Source organism: Streptomyces sp. NRRL B-24484, from assembly GCF_000717715.1.
Lineage (GTDB): Bacteria > Actinomycetota > Actinomycetes > Streptomycetales > Streptomycetaceae > Kitasatospora.
Genome location: NZ_JOAI01000005.1, coordinates 1 through 26,203, shown reverse-complemented (window position 1 = coordinate 26,203; position 26,203 = coordinate 1). Strand labels below are relative to the sequence as shown.

23 protein-coding genes and 1 pseudogene are annotated in these 26,203 nt (G+C 74.8%); 15 read left to right on the top strand and 9 right to left on the bottom strand.

The window, feature by feature from the left end:
• Window positions 1–105 precede the first annotated feature (105 nt).
• Entirely contained in the window at window positions 106–1,716 is a 1,611-nt protein-coding gene (locus IE98_RS47745) for an N-acyl-D-amino-acid deacylase family protein (RefSeq protein WP_030265138.1), read from the top strand.
• Window positions 1,717–1,766: 50 nt separating this feature from the next.
• On the top strand, window positions 1,767–2,456 hold the full coding sequence (locus tag IE98_RS47735) for a bifunctional 4-hydroxy-2-oxoglutarate aldolase/2-dehydro-3-deoxy-phosphogluconate aldolase (protein WP_234443419.1): 690 nt from the start codon (window positions 1,767–1,769) through the stop codon (window positions 2,454–2,456).
• Between the two features lie 12 nt (window positions 2,457–2,468).
• Here the strand turns inward: IE98_RS47735 and cobM are convergent, their stop codons facing one another.
• The 4 genes from cobM to IE98_RS0105680 all read right to left on the bottom strand — a co-directional run bounded on the left by cobM (window position 2,469) and on the right by IE98_RS0105680 (window position 6,621).
• Entirely contained in the window at window positions 2,469–3,230 is a 762-nt protein-coding gene (cobM, locus tag IE98_RS0105695) for a precorrin-4 C(11)-methyltransferase (protein ID WP_030265130.1), read from the bottom strand.
• The gene (locus IE98_RS0105690) at window positions 3,227–4,477 is read right to left on the bottom strand and encodes a bifunctional cobalt-precorrin-7 (C(5))-methyltransferase/cobalt-precorrin-6B (C(15))-methyltransferase (protein WP_030265127.1); all 1,251 of its coding nucleotides are present in this window, start codon (window positions 4,475–4,477) and stop codon (window positions 3,227–3,229) included. The genes cobM and IE98_RS0105690 overlap by 4 nt, the downstream gene beginning before the upstream one ends.
• Window positions 4,478–4,618: 141 nt before the next feature.
• The gene (locus tag IE98_RS0105685; protein WP_078660793.1) at window positions 4,619–5,992 is read right to left on the bottom strand and encodes an ABC transporter substrate-binding protein; all 1,374 of its coding nucleotides are present in this window, start codon (window positions 5,990–5,992) and stop codon (window positions 4,619–4,621) included.
• On the bottom strand, window positions 5,983–6,621 hold the full coding sequence (locus IE98_RS0105680) for a hypothetical protein (protein WP_234443418.1): 639 nt from the start codon (window positions 6,619–6,621) through the stop codon (window positions 5,983–5,985). Before IE98_RS0105680 ends, IE98_RS0105685 begins: the two co-directional genes overlap by 10 nt.
• 215 nt (window positions 6,622–6,836) lie before the next feature.
• Here IE98_RS0105680 and IE98_RS0105675 point away from each other — a divergent pair, with 215 nt between their 5' ends.
• From IE98_RS0105675 to IE98_RS0105650, 5 genes and pseudogenes are all read left to right on the top strand, one after another.
• Window positions 6,837–7,382 (top strand): hypothetical protein, encoded by a 546-nt coding sequence (locus IE98_RS0105675; protein ID WP_052390169.1) that lies wholly within the window; start codon window positions 6,837–6,839, stop codon window positions 7,380–7,382.
• Window positions 7,379–9,064 (top strand): annotated as a pseudogene (locus tag IE98_RS46020) (ABC transporter permease subunit); the annotation flags it as partial. The gene IE98_RS0105675 and the pseudogene IE98_RS46020, both read left to right, overlap by 4 nt.
• A 331-nt stretch (window positions 9,065–9,395) precedes the next feature.
• Entirely contained in the window at window positions 9,396–10,190 is a 795-nt protein-coding gene (locus tag IE98_RS50540) for an ABC transporter ATP-binding protein (RefSeq protein ID WP_052390168.1), read from the top strand.
• A complete protein-coding gene (locus IE98_RS0105655) occupies window positions 10,160–10,855 on the top strand; it encodes an ABC transporter ATP-binding protein (protein WP_324605753.1) in 696 nt (231 codons plus the stop codon). The genes IE98_RS50540 and IE98_RS0105655 overlap by 31 nt, the downstream gene beginning before the upstream one ends.
• A gap of 43 nt (window positions 10,856–10,898) precedes the next feature.
• The gene (locus tag IE98_RS0105650; RefSeq protein WP_030265105.1) at window positions 10,899–11,168 is read left to right on the top strand and encodes a hypothetical protein; all 270 of its coding nucleotides are present in this window, start codon (window positions 10,899–10,901) and stop codon (window positions 11,166–11,168) included.
• A gap of 26 nt (window positions 11,169–11,194) precedes the next feature.
• Here IE98_RS0105650 and IE98_RS0105645 read toward each other — a convergent pair whose 3' ends face one another.
• Complete coding sequence (locus tag IE98_RS0105645) at window positions 11,195–12,700, bottom strand: carboxyl transferase domain-containing protein (protein ID WP_106976528.1); 1,506 nt, start codon at window positions 12,698–12,700, stop codon at window positions 11,195–11,197.
• A gap of 131 nt (window positions 12,701–12,831) precedes the next feature.
• Window positions 12,832–14,238, bottom strand: a complete 1,407-nt coding sequence (gene lpdA, locus IE98_RS0105640; RefSeq protein ID WP_030265099.1) for a dihydrolipoyl dehydrogenase — start codon at window positions 14,236–14,238, stop codon at window positions 12,832–12,834.
• Between the two features lie 167 nt (window positions 14,239–14,405).
• Between lpdA and IE98_RS0105635 the strand changes: the two genes are divergently transcribed.
• Window positions 14,406–16,520 carry an MMPL family transporter gene (locus IE98_RS0105635; protein ID WP_030265096.1) on the top strand — a complete coding sequence of 705 codons (2,115 nt, stop codon included), beginning with the start codon at window positions 14,406–14,408 and terminating at the stop codon, window positions 16,518–16,520.
• A 91-nt stretch (window positions 16,521–16,611) separates the two neighbouring features.
• Here the strand turns inward: IE98_RS0105635 and IE98_RS0105630 are convergent, their stop codons facing one another.
• The gene (locus IE98_RS0105630; protein ID WP_030265092.1) at window positions 16,612–18,237 is read right to left on the bottom strand and encodes an FAD-dependent oxidoreductase; all 1,626 of its coding nucleotides are present in this window, start codon (window positions 18,235–18,237) and stop codon (window positions 16,612–16,614) included.
• 326 nt (window positions 18,238–18,563) lie between these two features.
• On the opposite strand from IE98_RS0105630, the gene IE98_RS0105625 reads away from it, so the two are divergent.
• The 7 genes from IE98_RS0105625 (at window position 18,564) to IE98_RS0105595 (ending at window position 23,741) form a co-directional block, all read left to right on the top strand.
• Window positions 18,564–19,661 carry a SchA/CurD-like domain-containing protein gene (locus IE98_RS0105625; RefSeq protein ID WP_030265089.1) on the top strand — a complete coding sequence of 366 codons (1,098 nt, stop codon included), beginning with the start codon at window positions 18,564–18,566 and terminating at the stop codon, window positions 19,659–19,661.
• Between the two features lie 73 nt (window positions 19,662–19,734).
• Window positions 19,735–20,154 (top strand): cupin domain-containing protein, encoded by a 420-nt coding sequence (locus tag IE98_RS0105620; RefSeq protein ID WP_030265086.1) that lies wholly within the window; start codon window positions 19,735–19,737, stop codon window positions 20,152–20,154.
• On the top strand, window positions 20,151–21,416 hold the full coding sequence (locus tag IE98_RS0105615) for a beta-ketoacyl-[acyl-carrier-protein] synthase family protein (RefSeq protein WP_030265083.1): 1,266 nt from the start codon (window positions 20,151–20,153) through the stop codon (window positions 21,414–21,416). Before IE98_RS0105620 ends, IE98_RS0105615 begins: the two co-directional genes overlap by 4 nt.
• Window positions 21,413–22,654, top strand: coding sequence for a beta-ketoacyl synthase N-terminal-like domain-containing protein (locus tag IE98_RS0105610; RefSeq protein ID WP_030265080.1), 1,242 nt, complete (start codon window positions 21,413–21,415; stop codon window positions 22,652–22,654). Before IE98_RS0105615 ends, IE98_RS0105610 begins: the two co-directional genes overlap by 4 nt.
• Window positions 22,655–22,691: 37 nt before the next feature.
• Entirely contained in the window at window positions 22,692–22,946 is a 255-nt protein-coding gene (locus tag IE98_RS0105605; protein WP_030265077.1) for an acyl carrier protein, read from the top strand.
• A 4-nt stretch (window positions 22,947–22,950) separates the two neighbouring features.
• Entirely contained in the window at window positions 22,951–23,406 is a 456-nt protein-coding gene (locus IE98_RS0105600) for an SRPBCC family protein (RefSeq protein WP_030265075.1), read from the top strand.
• Window positions 23,403–23,741 (top strand): TcmI family type II polyketide cyclase, encoded by a 339-nt coding sequence (locus IE98_RS0105595; RefSeq protein ID WP_267882318.1) that lies wholly within the window; start codon window positions 23,403–23,405, stop codon window positions 23,739–23,741. Before IE98_RS0105600 ends, IE98_RS0105595 begins: the two co-directional genes overlap by 4 nt.
• A 181-nt stretch (window positions 23,742–23,922) precedes the next feature.
• Here IE98_RS0105595 and IE98_RS0105590 read toward each other — a convergent pair whose 3' ends face one another.
• Together IE98_RS0105590 and IE98_RS0105585 are read right to left on the bottom strand one after the other, a co-directional pair.
• Window positions 23,923–24,960, bottom strand: coding sequence for a methyltransferase (locus tag IE98_RS0105590; RefSeq protein WP_030265070.1), 1,038 nt, complete (start codon window positions 24,958–24,960; stop codon window positions 23,923–23,925).
• Window positions 24,961–25,040: 80 nt separating this feature from the next.
• Window positions 25,041–26,102, bottom strand: a complete 1,062-nt coding sequence (locus IE98_RS0105585; protein WP_030265067.1) for a right-handed parallel beta-helix repeat-containing protein — start codon at window positions 26,100–26,102, stop codon at window positions 25,041–25,043.
• Window positions 26,103–26,203 lie beyond the last annotated feature (101 nt).

Sequence of the window (26,203 nt, the reverse complement as noted above, 5' to 3'; positions counted from 1 at the left end):
CGCCCGTCTCGTTGACCGCGCTTCGGCGTGAATGTTAGAACCGTCGTGGCACTATCCGCAACGCATGTTGCGAATAACGCAACATTGCAGGTGAGGAGTGGTCTGGTGGCCGATCTGGTGATCCGCGGCGCCGTCGTCGTCGACGGCACCGGCGCCCCGCGCCGCCGCGCGGACGTCACCGTCACGGACGGCCTGATCGACACCGTCGGCGGCCCCGGCGAGCACCTCGGCGCCCGCCGCACGATCGACGCGGACGGCCTCGTCCTCGCCCCCGGCTTCATCGACATGCACACCCACTCCGACCTGCGCCTGCTCGTCGAACCGGCCCACCCCTCCCGGATCACCCAGGGCGTCACCTGCGAGGTCCTCGGCCAGGACGGCCTCTCCTACGCACCCGTCGACGACACCACCCTGCCCGCGCTGCGCCGCCAACTCGCCGGCTGGAACGGCGACCCCGACGGCTTCGAATGGACCTGGCGCACCGTCGGCGAGTACCTCGACCGGCTCGACACCGGCACCGCCGTCAACACCTGCTACCTGGTGCCGCACGGCAGCGTGCGGATGCTCGCCATGGGCTGGGACGACCGCCCGCCGACCGAGGCCGAACTCGACCGGATGCGCACCCTGGTGGCCCAGGGCCTCGCCGAGGGCGCGGTCGGCCTGTCCAGCGGGCTCAGCTACCCGCCCGGCATGTACGCCGGCACGGCCGAACTCGCCGCCCTCTGCGCGGTGGTGGCCGCCGCCGGCGGATTCCACGCCCCGCACCAGCGCTCCTACGGCGCCGGCGCGCTGGAGGGCTACGCCGAGATGATCGCGATCTCCCGCGCCTCCGGCTGCCCGCTGCACCTCACCCACGCGACCATGAACTTCGAGGTCAACCGCGGCCGGGCCGGCGAACTCCTCGCCCTGGTCGACGCCGCCCTCGCCGAGGGCCTCGACGTCACCCTCGACAGCTACCCCTACCTCCCCGGCTCCACCACCCTCGCCGCGCTGCTGCCCGGCTGGGCCGCCGCCGGCGGACCGGACGCCACCCTCGCCCGGCTCGGCGACCCGGCCGCCCGCGAACGCATCCGCACCGCCCTGGAGGAGACCGGCAGCGACGGCTGCCACGGCGTCACCGCCGACTGGCACACCGTGCAGGTCTCCGGCGTCGGCGACCCGGCCCTCGCCGCCCTGGTCGGCCGCACCGTCGCCGAGGTCGCCGCCGCGGACGGCACCACCGGCACCGAGGCCTTCCTCGACCTGCTGCGCCGCGACCGCCTGGCCACCACGATCCTCCAGCACGTCGGCGACGAGGCCAACGTCCGTGCCGTGATGCGGCATCCCGCGCACACCGTCGGCAGCGACGGCCTGCTCGTCGGGGACCGCCCGCACCCGCGGGCCTGGGGCACCTTCGCCCGCTACCTGGGCCACTACGGACGGGACGAGGGCGTGCTCACCCTGGAGGAGGCGATCGCCCGGATGACGGGCCGCCCGGCCCGCCGCCTCCGGCTCCACCGCCGCGGCGTCGTCCGGCCCGGCCACCACGCCGACCTGGTGCTGCTCGACCCGGCGACCGTCCGCGACACCGCCACCTTCGACCATCCGCGCCGACCCGCCGCCGGCATCGCCCACGTCTGGGTCAACGGCACCGCCGTCCTCGCCGACGGCCGTCCCACCGGCGCGCTGCCCGGCCGCACCCTGCGCCGCACCGCCGACGGCACCCGCGCCCGGTGAGCCGCCACGCACGGCACACCCGCCCGACCGCATCGAGGAGCCCGGATTCCGTGACCGCACCCATCGCCACCACCCCCGCCGCCGCCACGGCCACCACCCCCGCCGCGGCGTCCGCCGCCCTGCGGGCCGCGCTCGCCGCCGAGCGGGTGATCGCCGTGGTCCGTGCACCGCGGATTCCGGACGCCGCCGAGCTGTGCGCGGCACTGGCCGCCGGCGGCATCGATCGGGTCGAACTCACCTTCACCACACCCGAGGTGACCGCCCACCTGCGGCGCGCGGCCGAGGCCGGGCACCGGATCGGGGCCGGCACGGTGCTGACCGCCGAGCAGGCCGAACGGGCGGTGGACGCCGGTGCCGGCTTCCTGGTCACCCCCGGCTGCCGGCCCGAGGTCGCGGCCGCGGCGGCACGGGCCGCCGTCCCGGTCGTCCTCGGCGCGCTCACCCCGACCGAGGTGGCGCAGGCCGTCGACCTGGGCGCGGCCGCGGTCAAGATATTCCCGGCCCGCACCTTCGGCCCCGGCTACTTCGCCGACCTGCGCGGCCCCTACCCGGGCGTCCCGCTGGTCGCCTCCGGCGGCGTCGACACGGGCAACGCCGCCGCCTTCCTCGACCACGGTGCCCTCGCCGTCTGCGCGGGCTCCGGGGTCGTCCCCCCGGCCGTCGTCGCCGCCGCCGACTGGCCGGAGATCACCCGACGGGCCCGCGCGTTCACGGCGGCGCTGGCGGCACCCGCCGGGTGAGGGCGCCGGAGGTCAGGCGCCGCAGGGCTCGTGCGGCCGCTCGCGCTCGGCGGAGTAGAGGTGGCTGTCGCGGAACTGCTCGGCGCCGAGGGTCCGGCCGACCAGGATGACGGCCGTCCGCAGCACACCGGCGGCCTTCACCTGCTCGGCGATGTCGCCGAGGGTGCCGCGCAGCACGAGCTCGTCGGGGCGGCTGGCCATGGCGACGACGGCGGCCGGGCAGTCGGCGCCGTAGTGCGGCAGCAGCTCCTCGACGACGCTGTCGACGTAGCGGGCGGCGAGGTGCAGCACCAGCAGGGCGCCGCTGCGGCCGAGGGTGGCGAGGTCCTCGCCCTCGGGCATCGGGGTGGCCTGCCGGGAGACCCGGGTGAGGATGACGGTCTGACCGACCGTCGGCACGGTGAGTTCGCGCTTGAGCGCGGCGGCCGCGGCGGCGAAGGCCGGCACACCGGGCACCACCTCGTACGGGATGCCGAGCGCGTCGAGGCGCCGCATCTGCTCGGCGACGGCGCTGAACACCGAGGGGTCGCCGGAGTGCAACCGGGCCACGTCCTGCCCCTCCTCGTGGGCGCGGGCGATCTCGGCGACGATCCGGTCGAGGTCCAGGTTGGCGGTGTCCACCAGCCGTGCGTCCGGCGGGCACTCGGCGAGCAGCTCGCGCGGCACCAGGCTGCCCGCGTACAGGCAGACCCCGCAGGCGGCCAGCGTGCGCTGCCCGCGGACGGTGATCAGGTCGGCGGCACCGGGGCCGGCCCCGATGAAGTAGACGGTCACTGCTCCTCCTCCACGCCGGCCGGGCCGGCCTCGGACGTCTTGACGGCCGACCACTGGGTGACCGGCATGGCCTGCCGCCAGCCGGTGAACCCGCCGACCGGTACGGCGTGCGCGACCGCCAGCTTCACCAGCTCCCCGCCGTGCCGGCGGTACCACTCGGTGAGCAGCGCCTCGGACTCCAGCGTGACGGTGTTGGCGACCAGCCGGCCGCCCGCGGGCAGCGCGTCCCAGCAGGCCTGCAGCAGCCCGGGCGCGGTCAGCCCGCCGCCGATGAACACGGCGTCCGGCACCGGCAGTCCGGCCAGCGCGTCGGGCGCCCGGCCGGTGACCACCTCCAGCCGCGGCACGCCGAGCGCGTCGGCGTTGCGCCGGATCCGGTCGGCCCGGACGGCGTCCCGCTCCACGCTGACGGCCCGGCAGCTGCGGTGCGCCCGCAGCCATTCCACGGCGATCGAGCCGGAGCCGCCGCCGATGTCCCAGAGCAGTTCGCCGGCCGCGGGCGCGAGGGCGGCGAGCGTCGCGGCCCGGACGTGGCGCTTGGTCAGCTGGCCGTCGTGCTCGTACGCGTCGTCCGGCAGGCCGGGGACGAGCTGCGCCCGCGGGCCGGCGCACTCCACGGCGACGATGTTCAGCGGGTCGCCGGCCGGGTGCGGCCAGTCGGCGGCGGTGCCGTCGAGGACGCGCTCGCGGCCGCCGCCGAGCTGTTCGAGCACCCGCAGCCGGCTGGCGCCGAAACCGCGGCCGGTGAGCAGCGCGGCGACCTCGGCGGGGGTGCCGGCGCCGGCGCTGAGCACCAGCAGCCGCCGCCCGTCGGACAGCGCCGCGTTGAGGTTCGCCAGCGGCCGGCCGACCGTGCTGACCACCTCGGTGTCCTCCTGCGGCCAGCCGAGGCGCGCACAGGCGTAGGCGACGGAGGAGGGGTGCGGCAGCACGTGCAGCCGCCCGGCACCGACCGTCTCGGCGAGGGCGCGGCCGATCCCGTGGAACATCGGGTCGCCGCTGGCGAGGACGCACAGCCGCCGGTCGCCGTGCTCGGCGAGCAGCCCCGGTACGGCGGGGCGCAGCGGGCTCGGCCACGGCACCCGTACGGCGGTGACCTCCGGCGGCAGCAGCTCCAGCTGGCGCGGGCCGCCGAGCACGGTCGCCGCCCAGAGCAGTGCCTCCCGGGCGGCGGGCGCGAGGCCCTCCCAGCCGTCCGCACCGACCCCGACGACGGTGATCACGGACGCGGGCACGGCGGTGGCCAAGGGGACTCCTTGCAGCTCGGACGGGGCAGCGGCAGCCTACCGGCCGCTCCGCGCCCCGTCGCCGGCCGAAGGCCGAACCCCGCCCCCGACCACCTGCGACGTTCGCCACACCGCGGCCCGCGCCGGCCGTCCCACCACCCCTCAGGGCCGGTACGGCAGCTGCGGGACGTCGTAGCAGTTGGTGTCCATGTCGGGCACCTGGGTGACCCAGCCGCCGTGCCCGTCCTGGGCGGAGTCCTCCCAGCGGGCCGCGTTGAGGCAGGCCCTGAGCAGCCCGGTCGGCCGCGGGGTCGGGACGAAGTCGGCCGGCAGCAGCAGGCCGTGCGCGTCGTACGGGGTGCTGCGGTTCATGAAGTCCTCGACGCAGCCGCGGGTGAGGTCGGCGCCGCAGGAGTCCATCGCGTCGGTGAGCCACTGCGCCCCGGCCCAGCCCTCCAACTCCCAGGCGGAGAGCAGCCCCTCGCGCTCGGGGTAGAACTTGGCCATGGCGTTGCGGAAGGCCCGCACGGCCGGTTGGCGGGTGTCCTCGTAGTTCTGGCTGGACGAGGTGGCCCACAGCACCGACCGGCAGCCGGGGGAGTCCTTGTAGTCGGTGCCGACGGTGGCCGTCCAGTTCTGTACGTTGGTCACCTTGGCCTTGAGGTGCACCCCGGCGGCGTCCAGGGCCTGGCAGAGCCCGGCGTTGCCACGGGTGTCCATGGCGTCGAAGAGCAGCTCGGTGCCGGCGGCCTTCATCGCCGCGGCGACCGCCTGGAAGCCGGGCAGCGCCAGGTCGACGGTCTGGTCGAGCACCTGGTAACCCTCCGCCTTCAGCGCCTCGGTCAACTGCCGGGCGTAGCGGGCCGAGTCGGCCTGGTCGTAGGCGACGACGGCGGCCGTGCGGGCGCCCAGCTTCTCCTTGAAGAAGCGGTAGACCTCGGTGCTCTGGTAGAGGACGCCGTCCCAGCCGACCGAGCGGCCGTCCCGCGGGGCGCTGCTGCCGTAGATGCCGTACAGGTGCGGCCACTGGTCGTAGGCGGTGCCGATGGGCTGCCCGCCGACGTCCGGCACGCCCCTGGCGCTGACGTACGGCGCGCCCGCGTAGACCAGGACGCTGCCGGAGACCAGGGCGAAGACCTTCTCCTTGTCGATCATCCGGTGCACGCAGTCCTGGTTGCCGATGCCGCTGCCGCCGTCGTCGCATGTCACGACCTGCACCGTCCGGCCGTGCACCCCGCCGGCGTCGTTCAGGGCCTTGAAGAAGGCGAGGGCGCCGAAGCGCGGCCCGGCGAAGGTCTCCGAGCCGACGGGGCTGGTGAGCGAGGTGATGATGCCGATCTTGACGCTGCGGGCGTCGGCGCCGGTGTCGGTGGTCCGGTCGACGGTGCCGCCCGCCGGAGGTGTGCCGAAGGCGCTCTCCGGCAGGCGGCTGCCGCAGCCGGCGACGGTCAGCAGCAGTGCGGCCGAGGCCGCGAGCAGGCCGGTGCGGGCGGCCGCGGCGTGCCGGGCCGCCCGTCGGAGCCCGGTCAGCTGCATCCCGGGATCGCGCTGCCGCCGGCCTGGGCGACCAGCCCGCACAGGGTGCTGGTGGACACCTTCCAGGTGCCGTTGTCCAGCACGGCCTGTCCGGTCGCGGCCGGTTCGACGGTCTGGCCCTGCAGCGTCAGCGTGTACGTCACGGTCGCGGCCGAGTCGGAGGTGAACTGGACGTCGGTCACGGTGGCCTTGACCTGGCCGACCCGCGGGTCGTTGGCGAAGCCCTGCAGGGCGGGCTGGAGCGCCTCGCCGTTCTGCAGCAGCGCGGCCCGGTCGGCGATCGGCGTGGCCGGGTCGAAGAACTTCTCCCAGTTGGTCTTGATCTGCGTCTTGGCGGCCTCCGCGTCGGCCGGTGCCGAACCGCCGCCCGTCGGCGAGGGACTCGCCGCGGTCGTGGCGGGTGCCGACGGGGAGGGCGAGGAGGAACCGGAGGAACTGCTGCTGCTGCAGGCCGCCGCGAACAGCAGGGCCAGGACGGCCAGGACCGCCGCCGCGAGCCGGGCGGCCGCGCCGACCGGACGGGCTGAGCGGGTACGGCCGTCCGGACGGGCTGAGCGGGTACGGCCGTCCGGGTGGGCGGCGGGGCCGGGACCGGCCTCGTGGATCGACTCGCCAGGGTTGTTGCGCATGGGTTGCTCACCGCGTTCTTCCCGACCGCCGGGCCGCCCTCCCGCCGGTGGCCCCGGTCGCTCGTGTCGTGGCTGCTCTGGGTCGGTGTCTCGGTCCGTGCTGCGGCACCGGATGCCGCAAGTGACACTATGAAGGCCGATCGGCGGACGAACCGCAAGAGGAGCTGACAGAACAGTAGAGTACCGAGAAATCTGGACAGTACGGAGAAATCTGGATGAACCGGATTCCCCGGCCGAGCGCCGCCGGGCTGCTGCGGGCACTGCGCGAATGGCCCGGCTGGTTCACGCTCGCGGCCGGCGCGGTGCTCTGCGTGCTCGGCTGGTACGGCGTCTCCGGGGAGGAGCTCGCGGCCCGTCAGCTGCCCTACATCGCCTCGGCGACCGCGCCCGGTGCCGCCCTGATCGTCGCGGGCGCGGTCCTCGTCGCCGCCCGCCGCGGGCCCGGCGAGCCCGCGGACCGGAGGCTCGACCAGCTCTACGCCCTGCTGGTCACCGAGGCCCCGGCCGCCGCTGCCGACGAGGGCGACGCCGGCCCGCCGGTCGGCCTCCCCGACGGCACCCTCTACCACCGCCGGGACTGCCCGCTGGTCGCCGGCAAGACCGGCGCCGAACCGCTGGACGTCCGGGCCGTCCGGGAGCGCGGCCTCAGCCCCTGCCCGGTCTGCGACCCGGAACCGCCCGAGCCCCCCGGCCCCGCCGCGGAACCCGGGCCCGCCGCGGAACCCGGGCCCGCCGCCGATCCCGGGCCCCCGACCGGGTGAGCGACAGCCTCGGCCTCACCACCGACCTCGCCCTCGCCGGGCTCTCGGTCGGCAGCGCAGCCGCGCTCAGCGGCGTCGGCCTGGTCGTCACCCACCGCGCCACCGGCGTGCTCAACCTCGCCCAGGGCGCCCAGGCCGTCGCCACCGCCTACCTGCTGCGCGAACTCGTCGTCGTCCGCGGCTGGCCGCTCTTCCCCGCGGCCGCCTTCTGCCTGCTGGTCGCCGCCCCCGCCTTCGGCGTGCTGCTCGACGCCGCCGTCTTCCGCCCGCTGCAGCGCCGCGGCGCCGGAGCCGGCGAGACGATGGTCGCCGGCATCGGCGTGTTCGTGCTGCTGATCGGCACCGTCATCCTGATCTGGGGCACCGCCCCCTTCGCCGACGCCCCCGCACTCGTCCGACCCGAGCACCTCGCCGACCTCGGCGGCCACGTCCTGCGCCTGGACACCGCCGTCCAGCTGGCCGTCCTGTTCGCCGTGGCCGGCGGCGTCGGACTCGTCACCCGCCACACCGCCTTCGGCACCCGGCTGCGCGCCGTCGTCGACAACCGCGGCCTCGCCGGCCTCGCCGGGATCGACGCCGACCGGATCTCCGCCACCGGCTGGGCCTTCGGCTCCTTCACCGCCGGCCTGGTCGGCATCCTGCTCGCCCCCTCCCTGCTGCTCGACCCGTACGGCCTGCCGCTGCTCGTCATGGAGACCATGGCCGTCGCCGTCGCCGCCCGGCTGCGCAGCCTGCCCGTGGCGGTCGTCACCGGCCTCACTCTGGGCGTCGCCCAGAGCGAACTCACCCGGCTGCGCCCCGCCGGGCAACTCCTGCCGCTCGCCCAGGCCGTGCAGGCCAACCTGTTCACCGTCGCGCTGCTGGTCGCCGCGCTGCTGCCCTGGCGCGGCGCGGTGGACGACACCGGGCTCGCCCCCGCGGGCGCCCCCCGGACCGAACGCGGCTCGGCCGCCGTGAAGGCCGTCTGCACCGTGCTCCTGCTGCTGCCGCTCGGCTTCCGCAGCGACGACCTGCGGCACGCCCTCGCCGTACCCGCACTCGCCCTGGTGCTGCTCTCCGTCGTGGTCGTCACCGGCTACGGCGGACAGGTCTCGCTCGGCCAGGCCGGGTACGCGGGCCTCGGCGGGCTCGGGACGGCCCTGCTGATGTCCGGCCGGGTCCCCGGACTGCCGCCGATGCCCGCCGTTCCCGCCCTGCTGCTGGCGGTCGCCGTCACCGTGCCGCTCGGCCTGCTGACCGGCTGGCCCGCGATCCGCCGCCGCGGCCTCGCCCTCGCGCTGGTCACCTTCGCCGTCGGCACCGCGCTCAGCCGGCTCGTCTTCAACCAGCCGTACGCCACCACCGGACTCGTCGTCGACCGACCGGAGTTCCTCGCCGGTGACGGCGCCTTCTACACCGCCGAACTGGTGCTCCTCGGCGCCGGCCTGCTGCTCGTCCGCAACCTGCACCGCGGCCGGCTCGGCCGGGCCCTCACCGCGATGCGCGACCACCAGGCCGGGGCCTCGGCCGCCGGGGTGGACGTGCCCCGGCTGAAGCTCCTGGTCTTCATGGCCGGCGCCGGACTCGCCGCCCTCGGCGGCGGCCTGATGACCCTCGCCGGACGGGCCTTCTCCGCCGCCGCCTTCGACCCGATCCAGGGCCTGCTCTGGTTCGCGACCGTGGTGGTGGCCGGGGCCGACAGTGCCGTCGGCGCGGTGCTCGCGACCGCCCTCCTGGTCGGCCTGGACACCGGCACCGTCCCCGGCATCTCCGCCGTCGTGGTCGGCGGCCTCGCCACCGCCCTCGGACGGATGCCCGGCGGCCTGGCCGGCGTCGCCCGCCGCCTCACCGCCCGCCCCTCACGAGTACGGCGACCCCGCAGGGGTGCGGGGACCTGCGCGAGGCGGCAGGGTGCCACCCGCACTCCGACCCCTCCAGCCAGTCGCACCCCCAGGGTCGCGGGCAACCGCGCGAGGCGGCAGGCGGCGACCCGCACCCTCCTGCCCGCAGCCACGTGCACCGCCGGACCGGACGATGAGCGCCGCCCCCGCAACCCGTGCCCCCGAGGCCCCCGGCCTCACCGCCCGCGGTCTCGTCCGCCGCTTCGGCGGCATCGCCGCCGTCGACCGCGTCGACCTGGAGGTGCCGCCCGGCCGGATCACCGCCCTGGTGGGCCCGAACGGCGCCGGCAAGAGCACCCTCTTCGACTGCCTGAGCGGCGTCGCCCGCCCGGACGCCGGCCGCGTCCTGCTGGCCGGCCGCGACGTCACCCGGCTGCCGGACCACGCGAGGGCCCGCCTCGGCCTCGCCCGGACCTTCCAGCAGATCGCCGTCTTCCCCGGCCTGACGGTCGGCGAGAACGCCCGCCTCGGTGCCGAGCAGGGCCGCGGCGGCACCGTCCGCGGCCTGCTGGGCCTCCCCGCCCCCGGCGCCCCGGCCGCCCGCGAGGCCACCGACCGTGCGCTGCGCCTGTTCGGCCTGGACGCCGTCCGGGACTGGCCCGCCGACCGGCTGCCGACCGGTGCGCTGCGCCTGCTGGAGCTGGCCCGCGCGCTGGCCGCGTCCCCGCGGGTGCTGCTGCTGGACGAGCCGGCGGCCGGTCTCGACCTGGCGCAGACCGCCCGCCTCGGCTCGGTGCTGCGGGCGCTCGCCGCCGAGGGGGTGGCGCTGCTGCTGGTGGAGCACGACGTCGAACTGGTCGCCAGCCTCGCCGACTCGGTCTGCGTGATGGCCGCGGGACGGGTCCTGTTGAGCGGCCCGACCGCCGAGGTCCTGGCGGACCCGAGGGTGGCCGGGGCGTGGGGCGAGGCGACGGGGGCGGAGCCGTGACCGTCGAGGCGGAGCTGCGCGGGGTCCGCGTCCGGTACGGGCTGCTGGAGGCCCTGCACGGGGTGGACCTGCCCTGCCCGGCGGGCCGGGTGACGGTGCTGCTGGGCCGCAACGGCGCCGGTCGGACGACGGCCCTGCACGCCCTGGCCGGCGTGGTCCGGCCGGCCGCCGGGCGGGTGCTCTGGGCGGGCCGGGACGTCACCGCGCTCTCGGTGTTCCGCCGGGCCCGCCGGGGCCTCGCCCTGGTCCCGGCCGAGCAGGCGGTCTTCCCGTCCCTCACCGTCGCGGAGAACCTGCGGCAGCACGCGGGCGAGGACCCGGCGGCCGTCGAGGAGTGGTTCCCCGAGCTGCGCCCGCTGCTACCGCGGCGGGCGGGCACGCTCTCGGGCGGGCAGCAGCAGATGGTGGCGCTCGGCCGGGCGATGCTGGCCCGTCCGCGGCTGCTGCTCCTGGACGAGCCGGACCGCGGCCTGGCCCCCGCGGTGGTGGCCCGGCTGCACCGGCTGCTGCTGGAGTCCGCAGCCGGCGGCGGCACCGTGGTGCTGGCCGCCCGGTCGCTGCCGCCGACCCTGGCGGGGGCGGGCGTGGTGCACGTGCTGCGGCGGGGACGGGTGGTGTTCAGCGGCGAGCCGGGCGAGCTCCTGTCCGGTCCGATCGGCGGATAAGCTGATCCGGAGACAGGACGTGTCTCGACGACGGGGGTTGACGATGGGAATCCTGGACGGCATAGGCCGGCTGCTGGCGGACGCGGAGCTCGCCGACCTGGCGGGCGAACTGGAGGCGCTCGCCAACGAGGTGAACGAGATCGCCCAGGAACTGGAGCGCGCCCGCCACTCGGTGCACTGGACGGGTGCCGCCGCGGACGCCTTCCAGGCGCACGCCGAGAAGCGCATCAAGGACCTGCACGGCGTGGTGGGCGACCTCGAGGGTGCGGCCTCCGCCTCCAAGGCCGTCGCCACCCTCGGCGGCCTGCTCTGACGCGGGTCTGAGCCCTGGGCCCGCCCTCAGCCCTCCGGACGGGCGTCCGCCCGCCGGTCGCCCAGCCGCCGGTTCCGCGCCGCGCGTGCCGCGAGCCGCTGCTCGACGGGCAGGGCGAGCAGCGATCCGAGGGCCAGCGCGACGGCCCGGCCGACCCGGGCACCGAAGGGCACGGGCTCGTCGGCCGCGTCCGGGAACTCCGCGACGACCTCGTCGACCAGGCCGACCGCGGCCAGGTCGTAGGCGCCGATCCCCTGTGTCCGGGCCAGGTCCGCGGCGTGCTCGCCGTCCCGGTGCACGATCGCGGAGGCGCCCTCGGGCGGCAGCGGGGCGAGCCAGGCGTGTTCGGCGGCGATCACCCGGTCCGCGGGCAGCAGGGCGAGCGCCCCGCCGCCGGAGCCCTGACCGAGCAGCACCGCGAGCACCGGCGTGCGCAGCGCGGTGAGGGTGCTGAGGCAGTGCGCGATCTCGACAGCGATGCCGTCGAGTTCGGCCTGCACGGAGAGTTCCGCGCCCGCGGTGTCGACGACCGTCACCAGCGGCAGTCCGAGCTGCTGGGCGGTGCGCGCGGTGCGCCGGACGGCCCGCAGGTCGGCGGCGGTGAACGGGCGGTCCCCGCCGCGCTGCTGTCCGACCACGACGGCCGGGCTGCCGCCGAACACGGCGAGCGCCCGCACCAGCGCGCCGCCCTCGCCGCCGGGCGCGCCCAGCAGGACGTACTCGTCGGCGGCGGCGTCGAGCAGTTCGCGGGCGCCGGGCCGGTCGGTGCGGCGGGTGCGGCGGACGGACTCCCAGGCGTCCGCGGTGTCGCCGGCGGGCGGGCCGCTCGGCGGCTGGGGCTGCGGGACGGGTGCGGCGCCGAGCACGGACAGCACCCGCAGCAGGTGGCCGCGGAGTTCCTCCGGCGGCAGCACGGCGTCGACCAGGCCGCGGGCGGCCAGCGTCTCGGAGCGCTGCACGCCGGGCGGCAGCCGGACACCGCGCAGCTCCTCGTAGACCCGAGGGCCGAGGAAGCCCAGCCGGGCGCCGGGCTCGGCCGCGACGACGTGGCCGAGGGTGCCCCAGGAGGCGAACACCCCGCCCATGGTGGGGTTGCGCAGGTAGGTGAGGTACGGCAGGCCGGCGGCCTGGTGGGCCTGGACGGCCGCGGTGACCCGGACCATGCAGAGGAACGCGGCCGAGCCCTCCTGCATCCGGGTGCCGCCGGAGACCGGCAGGGCGAGCACCGGGAGGCGCTCTGCGGTGGCCCGCTCCACCGCGCGGGTGATCCGCTCGGCGGTGGCCACGCCGATCGAGCCGCCGAGGAAGCCGAACTCGGAGGCGATCAGCGCCACCGGGACACCGTCGACCAGGGCCCGGCCGGTGGTGACGGCCTCGTCCAGGCTGGTGCGGGCGGCCGCCTTCGCCAGGGACGCGGTGTACCCGTCGTCGGCGCCCGGGTGGGCCACCGGCTCGTCCCAGCAGTGGAAGCCGCCCGGGTCGGCCAGCAGACCGATCAGCTCGCCCGCGCTCGGACCCCGTTCCTCGACCACGTCGCGCACCCCCGTGTCCCGCGGGCGCCGCCGGCGCCCGTCCGGGCCCAGGGTACGGGCAGACACGGCGGCCGGCGGTGGCGACCCGGTGGGCCGTCACCGCCGGCCGCGGAGGGTGCCGCGGCGGCCGATCAGAAGTTGATCATGTGCCCGGCGAGGCCGTGCACGGCCTCCTTGACCGCCTCGCCCAGCGTCGGGTGGGCGTGCACGTTGCGGGCGACCTCGTGGACCGTCAGGTCCCACTGCTGGGCCAGCGTCAGCTCCGGCAGCAGCTCGGTGACCTCGGGGCCGATCAGGTGGGCGCCGAGCAGCTCGCCGTGCTTGTCATCGCTGATCAGCTTGACGAAGCCGGCCGCGTCGCCGAGGCCGTGCGCCTTGCCGTTCGCCGTGAAGGGGAACTTCACCACCTTGACGTCGTAGCCCTGCTCGCGGGCCTGCGCCTCCGTCCAGCCGAAACTGGCGATCTGCGGCTGGCAGTACGTGGCGCGCGGGATCATCACGAAGTCGAGCTCCATGGTCTCCGCGCCCGCGATGGTCTCCGCCGCGATGACGCCCATCGACTCGGCCGCGTGCGCCAGCATCAGCTTGGCGGTGACGTCGCCGATCGCGTAGATGTGCGGCACGTTGGTGCGGCTGCGGCCGTCCACGGCGATCGCGCCGCGCTCGGTGAGCTTCACACCCGTGACCTCCAGGCCGTAGCCCTGGGTGCGCGGCGCGAAGCCGATCGCCTGGAGCACCTTGTCGGCCTCCAGCACCTTCTGCGCGCCGTTCTGGGTGACGGTCACCCGCACCTTGGCGTTCGGGTCGGAGTCGTCGATCGCGTCGACCCGGGTCGACGTCAGCACCTCGACGCCGAGCCGCTTGTACCGCTTCGCCAGCTCCGCCGAGACGTCCGCGTCCTCCAGCGGCACCATCCGGTCCAGGAACTCGACGATCGTCACCTTCACGCCGTAGTTGTGCAGCACGTACGCGAACTCGACGCCGATCGCGCCGGCGCCCGCGATGATGATGCTCTCCGGCAGGGTGTCGGTGAGGATCTGCTCCTCGTAGGTCACCACCCGGTCGCTCAGCGAGGTGCCCGGCAGCAGCCGCGTGGTGGCGCCCGCCGCGATGATGCAGTGGTCGAACGTCACCGTCTCGACGCCGCCCGCGGTCAGCGAGACCTGCAGGGTGTGGTCGTCGACGAAGGTGCCCCAGCCGTCGAACTCGGTGATGCCGTTCTTCTTCGTCAGGTAGTGGATGCCGGCCACCCGGCCCTCCGCGACCTTGCGGCTGCGCAGGAACGCCTCGCGGTAGTCGAAACTGACGCTGCCCTCGACCTTGATGCCGAAGGTCTTGGCCTCCTTGGTGAAGATGTGGGCCAGCTCGGCGTTGCGCAGCAGCGCCTTCGAGGGGATGCAGCCGACGTTCAGGCAGACGCCGCCCCAGTACTTGGTCTCGATGACCGCCGTGCGAAGCCCGAGCTGCGCGGACCGGACCGCGGCGGTGTAGCCGCCCGGGCCGGCACCCAGGACCACGACGTCGAAGTGTGAGCTCATGAGCCACACGATAGACCTCGCCGGCGGCGCACGGGCGGGACGGTGCCGACCGCCCGATCCGTCACCCGGCGCCCTCCGGTGGCATGCTGGGAGAGGCCGTGCGCCCCGCCGGACGGGGGCACCGGAGCGGCCGAGGGAGCAGCCGAGGGCCCGCAAGGGGGTACCCGATGAGCCCGTCCGCAAGGCTTGCCGCACTGCCGTGCGGCCGGCGCGCCAAGTGGGTGGTGCTGGCGTTCTGGCTGGTGCTGCTGATCGTCGCCGTACCGCTGGCCGGCAAGCTCACCGACGCCGAGGACAACGAGGCCAGCAGCTGGCTGCCCGGCAACGCCGAGTCCACCCAGGTGCTGAACGAGCAGCGCGCCTTCTTCCCCGTCGACATCGCCCAGGCCGTGGTCGTCTACCAGAACGACGGCGGCATCACTCCGGCCAACAAGGCCGAGGCGGTCCGGGACGCCGCGGCCTTCGCCGACGCACCGCACGTCCGCGGGCCGGTGGTCGGACCGCAGGTCTCCGCCGACGGCAAGGCCATGCAGACCGTGGTGCCCGTCGACATCGGCACCGGAGGCTGGAAGGACCTGCAGCCCGCCGTCGACAGCCTGCGCGCCACCGCCGCCGCGAACAGCGACGGCATGACCACGCACGTCACCGGCCCGGCCGGCGTCGGCGCCGACCAGGCCGAGGCCTTCGCCGGCATCGACAGCACCCTGCTGTTCGCCACCATCACCGTGGTGATCGTGCTGCTGCTGCTCACCTACCGCAGCCCGGTGCTCTGGCTGCTGCCGCTGCTGTCCGCCGGCGCCGCCCTGGTCGTCGCCGAGGGCGTCATCTACGTCCTGGCCGCGCACGCCGGCCTCACCGTCAACGCGCAGAGCGCCGGCATCCTGATCGTCCTCGTGCTCGGCGCGGGCACCGACTACGCCCTGCTGCTCACCGCCCGTTACCGGGAGGAGCTGCGTCGCCACGAGGACCGCCACGAGGCGATGGCGTTCGCCCTGCACCGGGCCGGCCCGGCCATCCTGGCCAGCTCGGTCACCGTGGTCGCCTCCATGCTCTGCCTGCTGGTCGCCGAGATGAACTCCACCAGCGGCCTCGGCCCGGTCTGCGCGATCGGCGTGCTCGTCGCGCTCTGCGCCATGCTCACCCTGCTGCCCGCCGCCCTGGTGATCGTCGGCCGCTGGGTGTTCTGGCCGGTCCGCCCCGCGTACGGCACGCCCGAGCCCACCAAGACCGGCCGCTGGGCGCACATCGGCGCCTGGATCGGCCGCCGCCCCCGCAAGGTGTGGACGGGCACCGCCCTGGCGCTCGCCGTCTGCAGCCTCGGCCTGGTCGCGCTGAACGCCACCGGGCTCTCCACCGCCGGCACCTTCACCGGCGAACCGGACTCCGTGGTCGGCCAGCAGGTCCTCGCCGAGCACTTCCCCGGCGGCACCGGAGCGCCGCTCACCATTGTGAGCACCGCCGCCTCGGGCGAACGCGTCCGGGCCGTCACCACCTCCACCGAGGGCATCGCCGGAGCCACCCCGGTGCTCGCCAAGAACGGCCAGGCGCTCTTCCAGGCCACCCTCACCGACCCTCCGGACAGCCAGGCCGCCAAGGACACCGTCGACCGGGTCCGGGCCAACGTCCACGCCCTGCCGGAGGCCGACGCCCAGGTCGGCGGCAACACCGCGGTCGTCCTCGACGCCGGGCGCGCGGCCGGGAACGACAACCGGGTGATCATCCCACTGGTGCTGGTGGTGGTCCTGGCCGTGCTGGCGCTGCTGCTGCGGGCCGTGATCGCCCCGCTGGTGCTGATCGGCACCGTGGTGCTCTCCTACACCGCCGCGCTCGGCATCAGCGCCTTCGTCTTCACCCACGGCTTCCACTTCGAGGGCGAGGACAACGCCTTCCCGCTGTTCGTCTTCGTCTTCCTGGTGGCGCTCGGCATCGACTACAACATCTTCCTGATGACCCGGGTCCGCGAGGAGTCGCTGCACCGCGGCACCAGAGCCGGCGCGGTCGCCGGCCTGGCCGCCACCGGCGGCGTCATCACCTCGGCCGGCCTGATCCTCGCCGCCACCTTCGGCGTCCTCGGCACCCTGCCGATCGTGGGCTTCGCCGAGATCGGCTTCGCGGTCGCCCTCGGCGTCCTGCTGGACACCCTCGTCGTCCGCTCCGTCCTCGTCACCGCCCTCACCATGGACCTCGACCGCCACATGTGGTGGCCCAGCCCCCTCAGCCGCAGACCCACCCCCACGGAAACGGGCCAACCCATAGGCGCACAGGGAACGACGAACCCCTAGCGCCGCAGGAAACGGCGAACCCACAGGGGCGCGGGAGGTGCCCTCCCGCGCCCCTGTGTGCTGTCCTGTGACGGTGGTGCCCGGGCGCCTGCTACTGCTCCAGGGCGAGCACCTCGCGGAGGGCCGAGGCCAGGACGGCCTCCGGGTCACCCACGGGGCCGGTCGAGCGCCAGGCCACGAAGCCGTCCGGGCGGACGAGCACCGCACCGTCGGCCCCGACCCCGTACGTGCCGGCCCAGTCGGTGCCCTCCTCGGGCTCCAACTCCAGGTCGGTGCCGACGCGGTAGCCCGTCAGCGGGACGCCGACCCGCTTCGCGGCCAGTTCGCCCGCCTCGTGCCAGGCGTCCCCCGCCGGTCCGGCGAGCAGTACCGGCACCGTCTCGAACAGGTCCAGCGTGGAGACCCGCACCCCGGCCCGCCGCACCCACACGTGCGGCGCCCGGCCGCCCGGAGAACCGTCCGCCGAGAGCTTCTCCGGCACCGCCGGGCCGTCCGCGTCGGCACCGACCACCGCACCCAGCGGGTACCGGTACCCCAGCACCACCGACAGCACGTTGTTCTGCCGTCCGGTGCCCGGCGACACGTCGTAGCCCGGGTGCTTGTGCTCCGCGGAGCGGGCCGTCGCCCGGGCGGCGGTCGACTCCGCGACCGGCCGGCGCTCCCGCCCGTACGACTCCAGCAGCCGCGGTCCGGCCCAGCCGCCCAGCACCGCCGCGAGCTTCCACGCCAGGTTGTGCGCGTCCTGGATGCCGGTGTTGGACCCGAACGCACCCGTCGGCGACATCTCGTGCGCCGAGTCGCCCGCCAGGAAGACCCGGCCCACCGAGTACCGCTCCGCCACCCGCTGCGCCGCGTGCCACGGCGCCCGGCCGGTGACCTCCACGTCGAGGTCCGGCACCCCGGCCGCCGCGCGGATCGCCGCGGCGCACCGGGCGTCGGTGAACTCCTCCAGCGCCTCGCCGTTCTCCGGGTGCCACGGCGCGTGGAAGACCCAGTGCTCCCGGTTGTCGACCGGCAGCAGCGCGCCCGCGCCCCGAGGGTCCGTCAGGTAGCAGGCGATGAACCGGCGATCGCCCACCACCTCCGCGAGCCCCTTCGAGCGGAAGGTGATGCTGACGTTGTGGAAGAGGTCGCCGGGCCCGGTCTGGCCGATGCCGAGCGCCTCCCGGATCGGGCTGCGCGGGCCGTCCGCCGCCACCAGGTACTGCGCCCGGACGGTCTCCTCCGCGCCCGTCGCCCGGTCGCGGATCAGCGCCGTCACCCCGTCGGCGTCCTGCTCGAAGGAGACCAGCTGCGTCCCGAACCGGATGTCACCGGTCAGCCGCCGCGCGTACTCCAGCAGCACCGGCTCCAGGTCGTTCTGGCTGCACAGGCACCACCCGGTCGGGCTGAACCGCTTCAGTGCGCCGCCCGGGTCGATCTCCTTGAACAGCCACTCCTGGTCGTCGCCGGAGAGGGTGTCGGCCTGCAGGATGCCGTGGTTCTCCGCCAGCACCGAGGCCGCCTCCTTGACGGCGGACTCCACGCCCGCCACCCGGAACAGCTCCATCGTCCGCACGTTGTTGCCGCGTCCGCGCGGGTGGTGGGAGGTGGCCGCGTGCTTCTCCACCAGGAGGTGCGGCACCCCCAGCCTTCCCAGGAACAGCGAGGTGGACAGCCCCACCAGGGAGCCGCCCACGATCAGGACGGGCAGCCGGCCGTCGGCGGTTGGGTTCATCTGTAGCTCCAGTCGTTCGAAGGGCCCGACCTCCAATGTCCCTGTCATTCCTCCGTGCGCGCGCGGCCGGTTGCGCCCATGGCCGCGCCTTTTCGCTCGGATGGGTTCCTGCCCTCGCACGATCGGTGACGGACCGCCACGATCGAGCTCAGTCCTCGTGACCGGACCATGTCCGGACCCGCCGTCACCGACGGCGGGCCGGGCGAGCGCCCGCACCGGCCGGATCCCCGCCCCGCGGGCCGCGGCCGACCCCCACACCCGCCGCCACCGGCCGCCGCTCGACCGCGGCCGCGCGACGACACCTCCCTTCGAGCAGACGAGTGATGATGACGACTCTCACCGAACCCGTGACCGACGCCCACCCTGCCGCCCTCGCCGTCCCCCGCCTGCGCGTCGTCCTCATGTGCGACGTGATGGACGGCGCCCAGGAGAAGTTCCTGACGGCCTACGAGCAGCTGCGCCACCAGGTCGCCGCCGTGCCCGGCCACGTCAGCGACCAGCTCTGCCAGTCCATCGAGGACCCCTCCCAGTGGCTGATCACCAGCGAGTGGGAGAGCGCCCAGCCCTTCCTCTCCTGGGTCGACAGCGAGGCGCACCGCGACATGGTCAAGCCGCTGCACGGCTGCGTCCGCGACACCCGCTCGCTGCGGTTCAGCATCATGCGGGAGACCGCCGGCGACCACACCTACGACTTCGCGGCGCCCGTCTCGGACGGCATCGTCCGACACGCCCTCACCTTCACGGTGAAGCCCGGCACGGAGAAGAAGGTCGCCGGGATCCTCGCCGGCTACACCTCGCCCAAGGCGCAGGTGGACGAGCGCACCCGGCTGCTGCGCACCTCGCTCTTCATGCAGGGCAACCGGGTCGTCCGCGCGGTCGAGGTGGCCGGCGACCTCGGTGCGGCGCTGCGGCACGTCGCCCAGCAGCCCGAGGTGCGGGCCGTCGAGGAGGCCATCAACCCCTACCTGGAGGAGGCCCGCGACCTCGGCAACCCGGAGTCCGCCCGCGCCTTCTTCATGCGCGCCGCGCTGCCCGCCGTGCACCGCGTCGCCGCCCCCGACGCGCCGACCGCGCCCGTCCGCAGGTACGCGCTGCGCTACCCGGTGAAGACCGGATGCGGCAGCTCGGTGGTCGGCCTGTTGGCCCGTCAGGACCGCCAGGTGGTCGAGGAGGGCTCGCCGCTCGTCGCGAGCACCCTCTTCCACCGCGACGACGTGGTCGTCCGCGTCATCGACTTCGCCGGCCCCGCCGACGCCGACCCCGCCACCGCCCTCGGCATCGCCGGCCCGCGCGCCGCCGGTGTGCTCGCCCGTCTGCTGGACCTCGACGAGCACCACGACCTGCGGACGTCCTCGGGCATCGGCCGCTTCCTCGCCGACTGCACCATGCAGCCCGTCACCGACCGCTCCTCCCAGGACGCCTGAACCGCGTCACGTACCGGGGCGGCCAGCCCGCCCCCCGGCCCCATCCCTGCAAAGCCCTCTGGAGGCAGCAACCATGACCACCAAGTTCCCACGCATCGTGCACGTCGACGACGCGCCGCCGAACACCCGACGCGGCGGCGACCTGCGCGCCATGCTCACCCCGACGACGGTGGGAGCCACCAGCGGCTTCATGGGAATGGCGATCGTGCAGGCCGGCGACCGGATCGCCGAGCACTACCACCCGTACTCCGAGGAGTTCGTGCTGGTGGTCAAGGGCGAGCTGGAGGTCGACCTCGACGGCGAGCCGTTCCGGCTCAGCCCCGACCACGGCCTGCTGATCCCGATGAACGTGCGCCACCGGTTCCGCAACGTCGGCTCCACCGAGGCCCGCCTGGTCTTCCACCTCGGCCCGCTCGCACCGCGGCCCGAGCTCGGCCACGTCGACACCGAGGAGACCCCGGCGCCGCCGGAACCGGCCGAGGCCGTCTCATGACCCGGCGGGTGGTGGTCACCGGCCTCGGTGTCGTCGCGCCCGGCGGAGTCGGGGTCCCCGCCTTCTGGGACCTCCTCACCGCCGGCCGCACCGCGACCCGCGGGATCACCTTCTTCGACCCGGCCGGATTCCGCTCCCGGATCGCCGGCGAGTGCGACTTCGACCCGTACGCGGCCGGCCTCGACTCCGAGGAGGTGGCCCGCTCGGACCGGTACATCCAGTTCGCGCTGGCCGCCGCCGCGGAGGCCGTCCGCGACGCCGGGCTCGACCTCGGCGCCGAGGACCCCTGGCGGATCGGCGTCTCCCTCGGCACCGCCGTCGGCGGCACCACCCGGCTGGAGCACGACTACGTCGGCGTCAGCGCGAACGGCGCCCGGTGGGACGTCGACCACCGCGGCGCCGGGCCGCACCTGCAGCGGGCCTTCACGCCCGCCACGCTCGCCTCCGCGGTCGCCGAGCGCACCGGCGCGCACGGCCCGGTGCAGACCGTCTCCACCGGCTGCACCTCCGGGCTGGACGCCGTCGGCTACGCCCTGCAGGCCGTCGAGGACGGACGGGTCGACGTCTGCATCGCCGGCGCCTCCGACTCGCCGATCTCCCCGATCACCGTCGCCTGCTTCGACGCGATCAAGGCGACCTCGGCGCGCAACGACGACCCGGAGCACGCCTCCCGGCCGTTCGACGCCAGCCGGGACGGCTTCGTCCTCGGCGAGGGCGGCGCGGTGCTGCTGCTGGAGGAGTACGAGCACGCCAAGCGGCGCGGCGCCAGGATCATCTGCGAACTCGGCGGATTCGCCACCTTCGGCAACGCCTACCACATGACCGGTCTCACCCAGGAGGGCCGGGAGATGTCGGAGGCCATCGACCGGGCCCTCGACCACGCCCGGGTGAACGCCTCCGACGTCGACTACGTCAACGCGCACGGCTCCGGTACCAAGCAGAACGACCGGCACGAGACCGCGGCCGTCAAGCGCTCGCTCGGCGCCCACGCGTACGAGACGCCGATGAGTTCCATCAAGTCGATGGTCGGGCACTCGCTCGGCGCCATCGGCGCGATCGAACTGGTCGCCTGCGCCCTGGCGTTGAAGCACGGCGTCGTCCCGCCCACCGCCAACTACGAGACCCCGGACCCGGAGTGCGACCTGGACTACGTCCCGAAGACGGCCCGGGAGCTGCCGCTGCGGCACGTGCTCTCGGTCGGCAGCGGCTTCGGCGGCTTCCAGTCCGCGGTCGTGCTCAGCAGAGAGGGGGCACGGACATGACGTCCGACCCGCCCGACCGGCGGACGGTGGTGACCGGCATCGGGGTGATCGCACCCAACGGTGTCGGCGCCGACGACTTCTGGAAGGCCACCCGCGAGGGCGCCAGCGTGATCGGCCCGATCACCCGCGAGGGCTGCGGGCAGATGCCGCTGCGCGTCGCCGGACAGGTCGGCGGCTTCGACGCCGAGGCCGCGGTCGAGGGCCGCTACCTCGTCCAGACCGACCGGTTCACGCACTACGCGATGGCCGCCGCCGACCTCGCCCTGGAGGACGCGCGGCTGCGGCCCGACGAGAACTCGCCCTTCGCCACCGGCGTCGTCACCGCGGCCGGCTCCGGCGGCGGCGAGTTCGGCCAGCGGGAGCTGCAGAACCTGTGGGGCCAGGGCCCCCGGTTCGTCGGCCCGTACCAGTCGATCGCCTGGTTCTACGCCGCCAGCACCGGCCAGATCTCCATCCGCGGCGGCTTCAAGGGGCCCTGCGCCGTGGTGGCCAGCGACGAGGCCGGCGGCCTCGACGCGCTGGCGCACGCGGCGCGCACCATAGCCAGGGGTGCGGACGCGGTCGTGGTCGGCGGTGCGGAGGCACCGCTGGCGCCGTACTCGATGGTCTGCCAGCTCGGCTACCCCGAGCTCAGCCTCGGCGACGACCCCGCCACCGCCTACCTGCCGTTCAGCCCGGAGGCGAGCGGGTTCGTCCCGGCCGAGGGCGGCGCCATGTTCGTCCTGGAGGACGAACGGGCCGCCCGCCGCCGCGGCGCCCGCATCCGGGCCGAACTCGCCGGGCACGCCGCCACCTTCACCGGGGCGTCGCGCTGGGCCGAGTCCCGCGAGGGCCTCGCGCACGCGATCCGTGCCGCCCTGGAACAGGCCCGCTGCGCCCCCGACGAGGTCGACGTGGTCTTCGCCGACGCCCTCGGCGTCCCGGAGGCCGACCGCGCCGAGGCACTGGCCCTCGCCGACGCCCTCGGCGAGCACGCCGCACGGGTGCCCGTCACGGCACCCAAGGCCGGCACCGGACGCGCCTACTGCGGCGCCCCGCTGCTGGACGCCGCGGCGGCCGTGCTCGCCATGGAGCAGGGCTTCGTCCCGCCCACGCCGAACGTCACCGGCACGGCGTACGACCTCGACCTGGTCTGCGGCTACGGCCGCACCGCCCAGTTGCGCACCGCCCTGGTGCTCAGCCGCGGACTGATGGGCTCCAACGCCGCCCTGGTGCTGCGTGCCGGCCGCCCGTCCTGACCGGCTGCCGGATGCCCCCGACCCACAGGAGAACCCGATGACCCACGTCCTCACGTACGACGAGCTGGCCGCCCTGATCAAGGGCCGGGCCGGCATCGGCGTCGACCCGCTCGACCTGGAGCGCCCCGGCGCCACCTTCGAGGAGTTCGGCGTCGACTCGCTGGCGCTGCTCGGCATCGTCGGCGAGCTGGAGAACACCTACGCCACCCCGATCACCCCCGGCGCGGAGATGTCCAAGACCCCCCAGGACTTCCTCGACGCCGTCAACGCCTCTGCCACGACGGGAGCCTGACCCCATGCCCGGCCACACGGACAACGAGATCCTCATCAACGCCCCCCTCGACCTCGTCTGGGACGTCACCAACGACCTGGAGGGCTGGCCCCACCTGTTCAGCGAGTACGCCTCCGTCGAGGTGATCGACCGCGAGGGCCCGAAGACGACCTTCCGGCTGACCATGCACCCCGACGAGAACGGCACCGTCTGGAGCTGGGTCTCCGAGCGGGAGACCGACCGGCAGGGGCTGACCGTCCGGGCCCGCCGCGTCGAGCCCGGCCCGTTCGAGTTCATGAACATCCGGTGGGAGTACACCGAGCACCCCGGCGGCACCCTGATGCGCTGGATCCAGGACTTCGCGATGAAGCCCACCGCGCCGGTCGACGACCACGGCATGACCAACCACATCAACCGCAACTCGCGGATCCAGATGGAACTCATCAAGGAGAAGGTCGAGCTGCGGGCGGGCGTGCGGTGAGCGGGACGTACCGCTCCCTCATCGTCGCCCGGATGCGGCCCGGCTCCGGCGACGACATCGCGGGCATCTTCGCCGACTCCGACCGCGGTGAACTGCCGCACCTGATCGGGGTCACCGGCCGCAGCCTGTTCCAGTTCGAGGACCTCTACCTGCACCTCATCGAGGCGGACCGGCCGCCCGGGCCCTCGGTCGCCCGGCACGTGAAGCACCCCGAGTTCCAGCTCGTCAGCGACCGGCTCACCGCGCACGTCCAGGCGTACGACCCGGCGACCTGGCGGGAGCCGAAGGACGCGATGGCACGCGAGTTCTACCGGTGGGAGCGGCCCTCGGGCTGATCCACCGCGAACGCCGGGGCGCCGGCCGACCACCATCGGGCCGGCGCCCCGGCGTTGCCGCGTCCCCCGCCCGGTGCCCGCCGCCGGGTGCCCGGTACGGGGTGCAAGGACCGGCGGGGCGGGCGCACGCCGAGGCCCGCCGGCGGGGTGCAGGCGGGCCTCGGGGGAGGGGCGGAGCGCGTCAGCCCTCGACGACGCTCTCGAAGGCGTGCAGGTACGGGTTGACCGGGCGGACCTCGTCGACCCGCAGGCCGGCCTCGGACATCAGGCCCAGCATGCTCTCCCGCGTGTGCTTGGCGCCGCCGACGTTGAGCAGCAGCAGCAGGTCCATCGCGGTGGTGAAGCGCATCGAGGGGCTGTCGTCGACCAGGTTCTCGACCACCACCACCCGGGCGCCGGGACGGGCCGCACCCACCACGTTGGCCAGCGTGCGGCGGGTGGACTCGTCGTCCCACTCCAGGATGTTCTTGATCAGGTAGAGGTCGGCCTGCACCGGGATCGCCACCCGGCAGTCGCCGGGCACCAGACGGGCCCGGTCGGCCAGCGCACCGCCCGGCCGCAGCCGCGGATCGGCGTCCGCGACCACCTGCGGCAGGTCGAGCAGAGTGCCGTGCAGGTGCGGGTGCTTCTCCAGCAGCCCGGCCAGCGCGAGGCCCTGGCCGCCGCCGATGTCCACCACCGTGGAGACGTCCTCCAGGTTGTCCAGGAATGCCACCAGGTCCGCCGCGGACTGCCGGCTGGAGCTGCTCATCGCCTTGTCGAAGACCTTCGCGGACTCGCCCGCGTCGTCGTGCAGGTACTGGAAGAACTCCTTGCCGAACATCTCGGGGAAGATGTTGCGGCCGGTGCGGACGGCCTCGTCCAGCCGGGGCCAGGCCTGCCACGTCCAGGGCTCGGTGCACCACAGCGAGATGTAGCGCAGGCTGTTGGGGGCGTCCTCGCGCAGCATCCGGGACATGTCGGTGTGCGCGAAGCAGTCGTCGTCCGTCTCCGTGAAGATCCCGTAGCTGGCGAGCGCCCGCATCAGCCGGCGCAGCGGCTTGGGCTCCACCTTCAGCTCGGCGGCCAGGTCGCGGACGGCCGTCGGGCTCTCGCCGAGCGCGTCGGCGACACCGAGCTGCGCCGCCGCGCGGATCGCCGCGGCGCACGCGGCGCCGAAGACGAGTTCGCGCAGGCGCATCACCGCGGGCGGGGACGGGGACTGGGTGCTGGCGGACATGGAACCGCCTTTCGTACGGGGGCCGGGCGGCCCGGGGAGGGAGGGTCTGCGGTCGGTGCGGCGAGGGCTCGGACGAGCGCTCAGCAGCGGCCGGCCGGCTCGGAGACGCCGCAGGTGTTGCGGGTGAAGGTGTTGCCGGTGCCCGTGTCGCGGTCGGCCAGGTCCGCGGGGCCGTTGTCGGCCAGCACGTTCCCGGTGACGGTGATCCGGTTGTTGGGCGTGCCGGTCACGCTCGGGAAGAGCACCACGCCGCCGGACATCGGCGAGTCGCCGCGGTTGCCCTCGATCTGGTTGCCGGACACCACGGAGTCCTCGGCACCGGTGAAGAGGATGCCGGTGCCCTGGATGAAGGCCAGCCGCGGGTTCGGCGGGCAGTACTTGTTGTTCTCGTGGACGTAGTTGCGGTTGACGCTGATCGCGCCCGGCTTGGGCGAGCCCTCGTCGCCGACCACGAAGACGCCGCCGCAGTTGCCGCTGATGTCGTTGGCGTCCACCGCCAGCGTCCGGGCGCGCCGGACGACCACGCCGATCCGGTTGCCGGACAGCCGGTTGCCGCGGATCACGGTGCCCTGGGTGTCGATGGCACCGCCCTCGTGGGCCACCGAGTTGGCCAGGAAGATGCCCGCCTGGACGTTGTCGGCGGCCTCGTTGCCGGTCAGCGTGGCCCGGATCGACTTCTCCTGGCTGATGCCCTGGTTGCCGTTGTGGAAGGCGCCGACGTCCATGATCCGCAGGTGGTCGGTGTTGGAGGCGTCGATGCCGTTCATCCGGTAGCCGGAGACGGTGAGCGAGCCGATCCGGACGTTGTTCACCTTCTGGTCGTCCGTGCCGTCCACGCAGATGCCGTGGCCCGCCGTGGCGCAGGCGTTCCCGGTCTGCGTCGGGTCCGGGACGAGGACGGTCGACGGACCGACCCCGCGCAGGGTGATGTCCGAACGGGTGATCAGCACGCTCTCGTGGTACGTGCCGGGCATCAGCTGGACGGTGCTGCCTGGGGCGGCCGCGTCGACCGCCTTCTGGATGGACTCGCCGGGGAAGACGGTGCGCATCGAGGACACGGCCTGGGCGGGCGGGACCGCCCCCAGGCTCGCGACCAGGGCGGCGAGGCCGCCGGCGAGATAGTGGGTCCGTCGCATGGGCATGGAACTGGGGCCTGCTTTCCGGGGTACAAGGGTCGGGCGGGTGCCGGGATCGGCGCGCCCGGTGCGGGGATGTGGGGGCGGGGATGCGGGGGTCTGTGCGG

Coding starts and splice junctions, on each gene's coding strand:
- IE98_RS0105615 (WP_030265083.1), top strand. CDS start 20,151: ATGACCCGGCGGGTGGTGGTCACCGGCCTCGGTGTCGTCGCGCCCGGC.
- IE98_RS50540 (WP_052390168.1), top strand. CDS start 9,396: ATGAGCGCCGCCCCCGCAACCCGTGCCCCCGAGGCCCCCGGCCTCACC.
- IE98_RS0105635 (WP_030265096.1), top strand. CDS start 14,406: ATGAGCCCGTCCGCAAGGCTTGCCGCACTGCCGTGCGGCCGGCGCGCC.
- IE98_RS0105685 (WP_078660793.1), bottom strand. CDS start 5,992: ATGCAGCTGACCGGGCTCCGACGGGCGGCCCGGCACGCCGCGGCCGCC.
- lpdA (WP_030265099.1), bottom strand. CDS start 14,238: ATGAGCTCACACTTCGACGTCGTGGTCCTGGGTGCCGGCCCGGGCGGC.
- IE98_RS0105680 (WP_234443418.1), bottom strand. CDS start 6,621: ATGCGCAACAACCCTGGCGAGTCGATCCACGAGGCCGGTCCCGGCCCC.
- IE98_RS0105610 (WP_030265080.1), top strand. CDS start 21,413: ATGACGTCCGACCCGCCCGACCGGCGGACGGTGGTGACCGGCATCGGG.
- IE98_RS0105600 (WP_030265075.1), top strand. CDS start 22,951: ATGCCCGGCCACACGGACAACGAGATCCTCATCAACGCCCCCCTCGAC.
- IE98_RS0105675 (WP_052390169.1), top strand. CDS start 6,837: ATGAACCGGATTCCCCGGCCGAGCGCCGCCGGGCTGCTGCGGGCACTG.
- IE98_RS0105590 (WP_030265070.1), bottom strand. CDS start 24,960: ATGTCCGCCAGCACCCAGTCCCCGTCCCCGCCCGCGGTGATGCGCCTG.
- IE98_RS0105585 (WP_030265067.1), bottom strand. CDS start 26,102: ATGCCCATGCGACGGACCCACTATCTCGCCGGCGGCCTCGCCGCCCTG.
- IE98_RS0105605 (WP_030265077.1), top strand. CDS start 22,692: ATGACCCACGTCCTCACGTACGACGAGCTGGCCGCCCTGATCAAGGGC.
- IE98_RS0105625 (WP_030265089.1), top strand. CDS start 18,564: ATGACGACTCTCACCGAACCCGTGACCGACGCCCACCCTGCCGCCCTC.
- IE98_RS0105650 (WP_030265105.1), top strand. CDS start 10,899: ATGGGAATCCTGGACGGCATAGGCCGGCTGCTGGCGGACGCGGAGCTC.
- IE98_RS0105620 (WP_030265086.1), top strand. CDS start 19,735: ATGACCACCAAGTTCCCACGCATCGTGCACGTCGACGACGCGCCGCCG.
- IE98_RS0105630 (WP_030265092.1), bottom strand. CDS start 18,237: ATGAACCCAACCGCCGACGGCCGGCTGCCCGTCCTGATCGTGGGCGGC.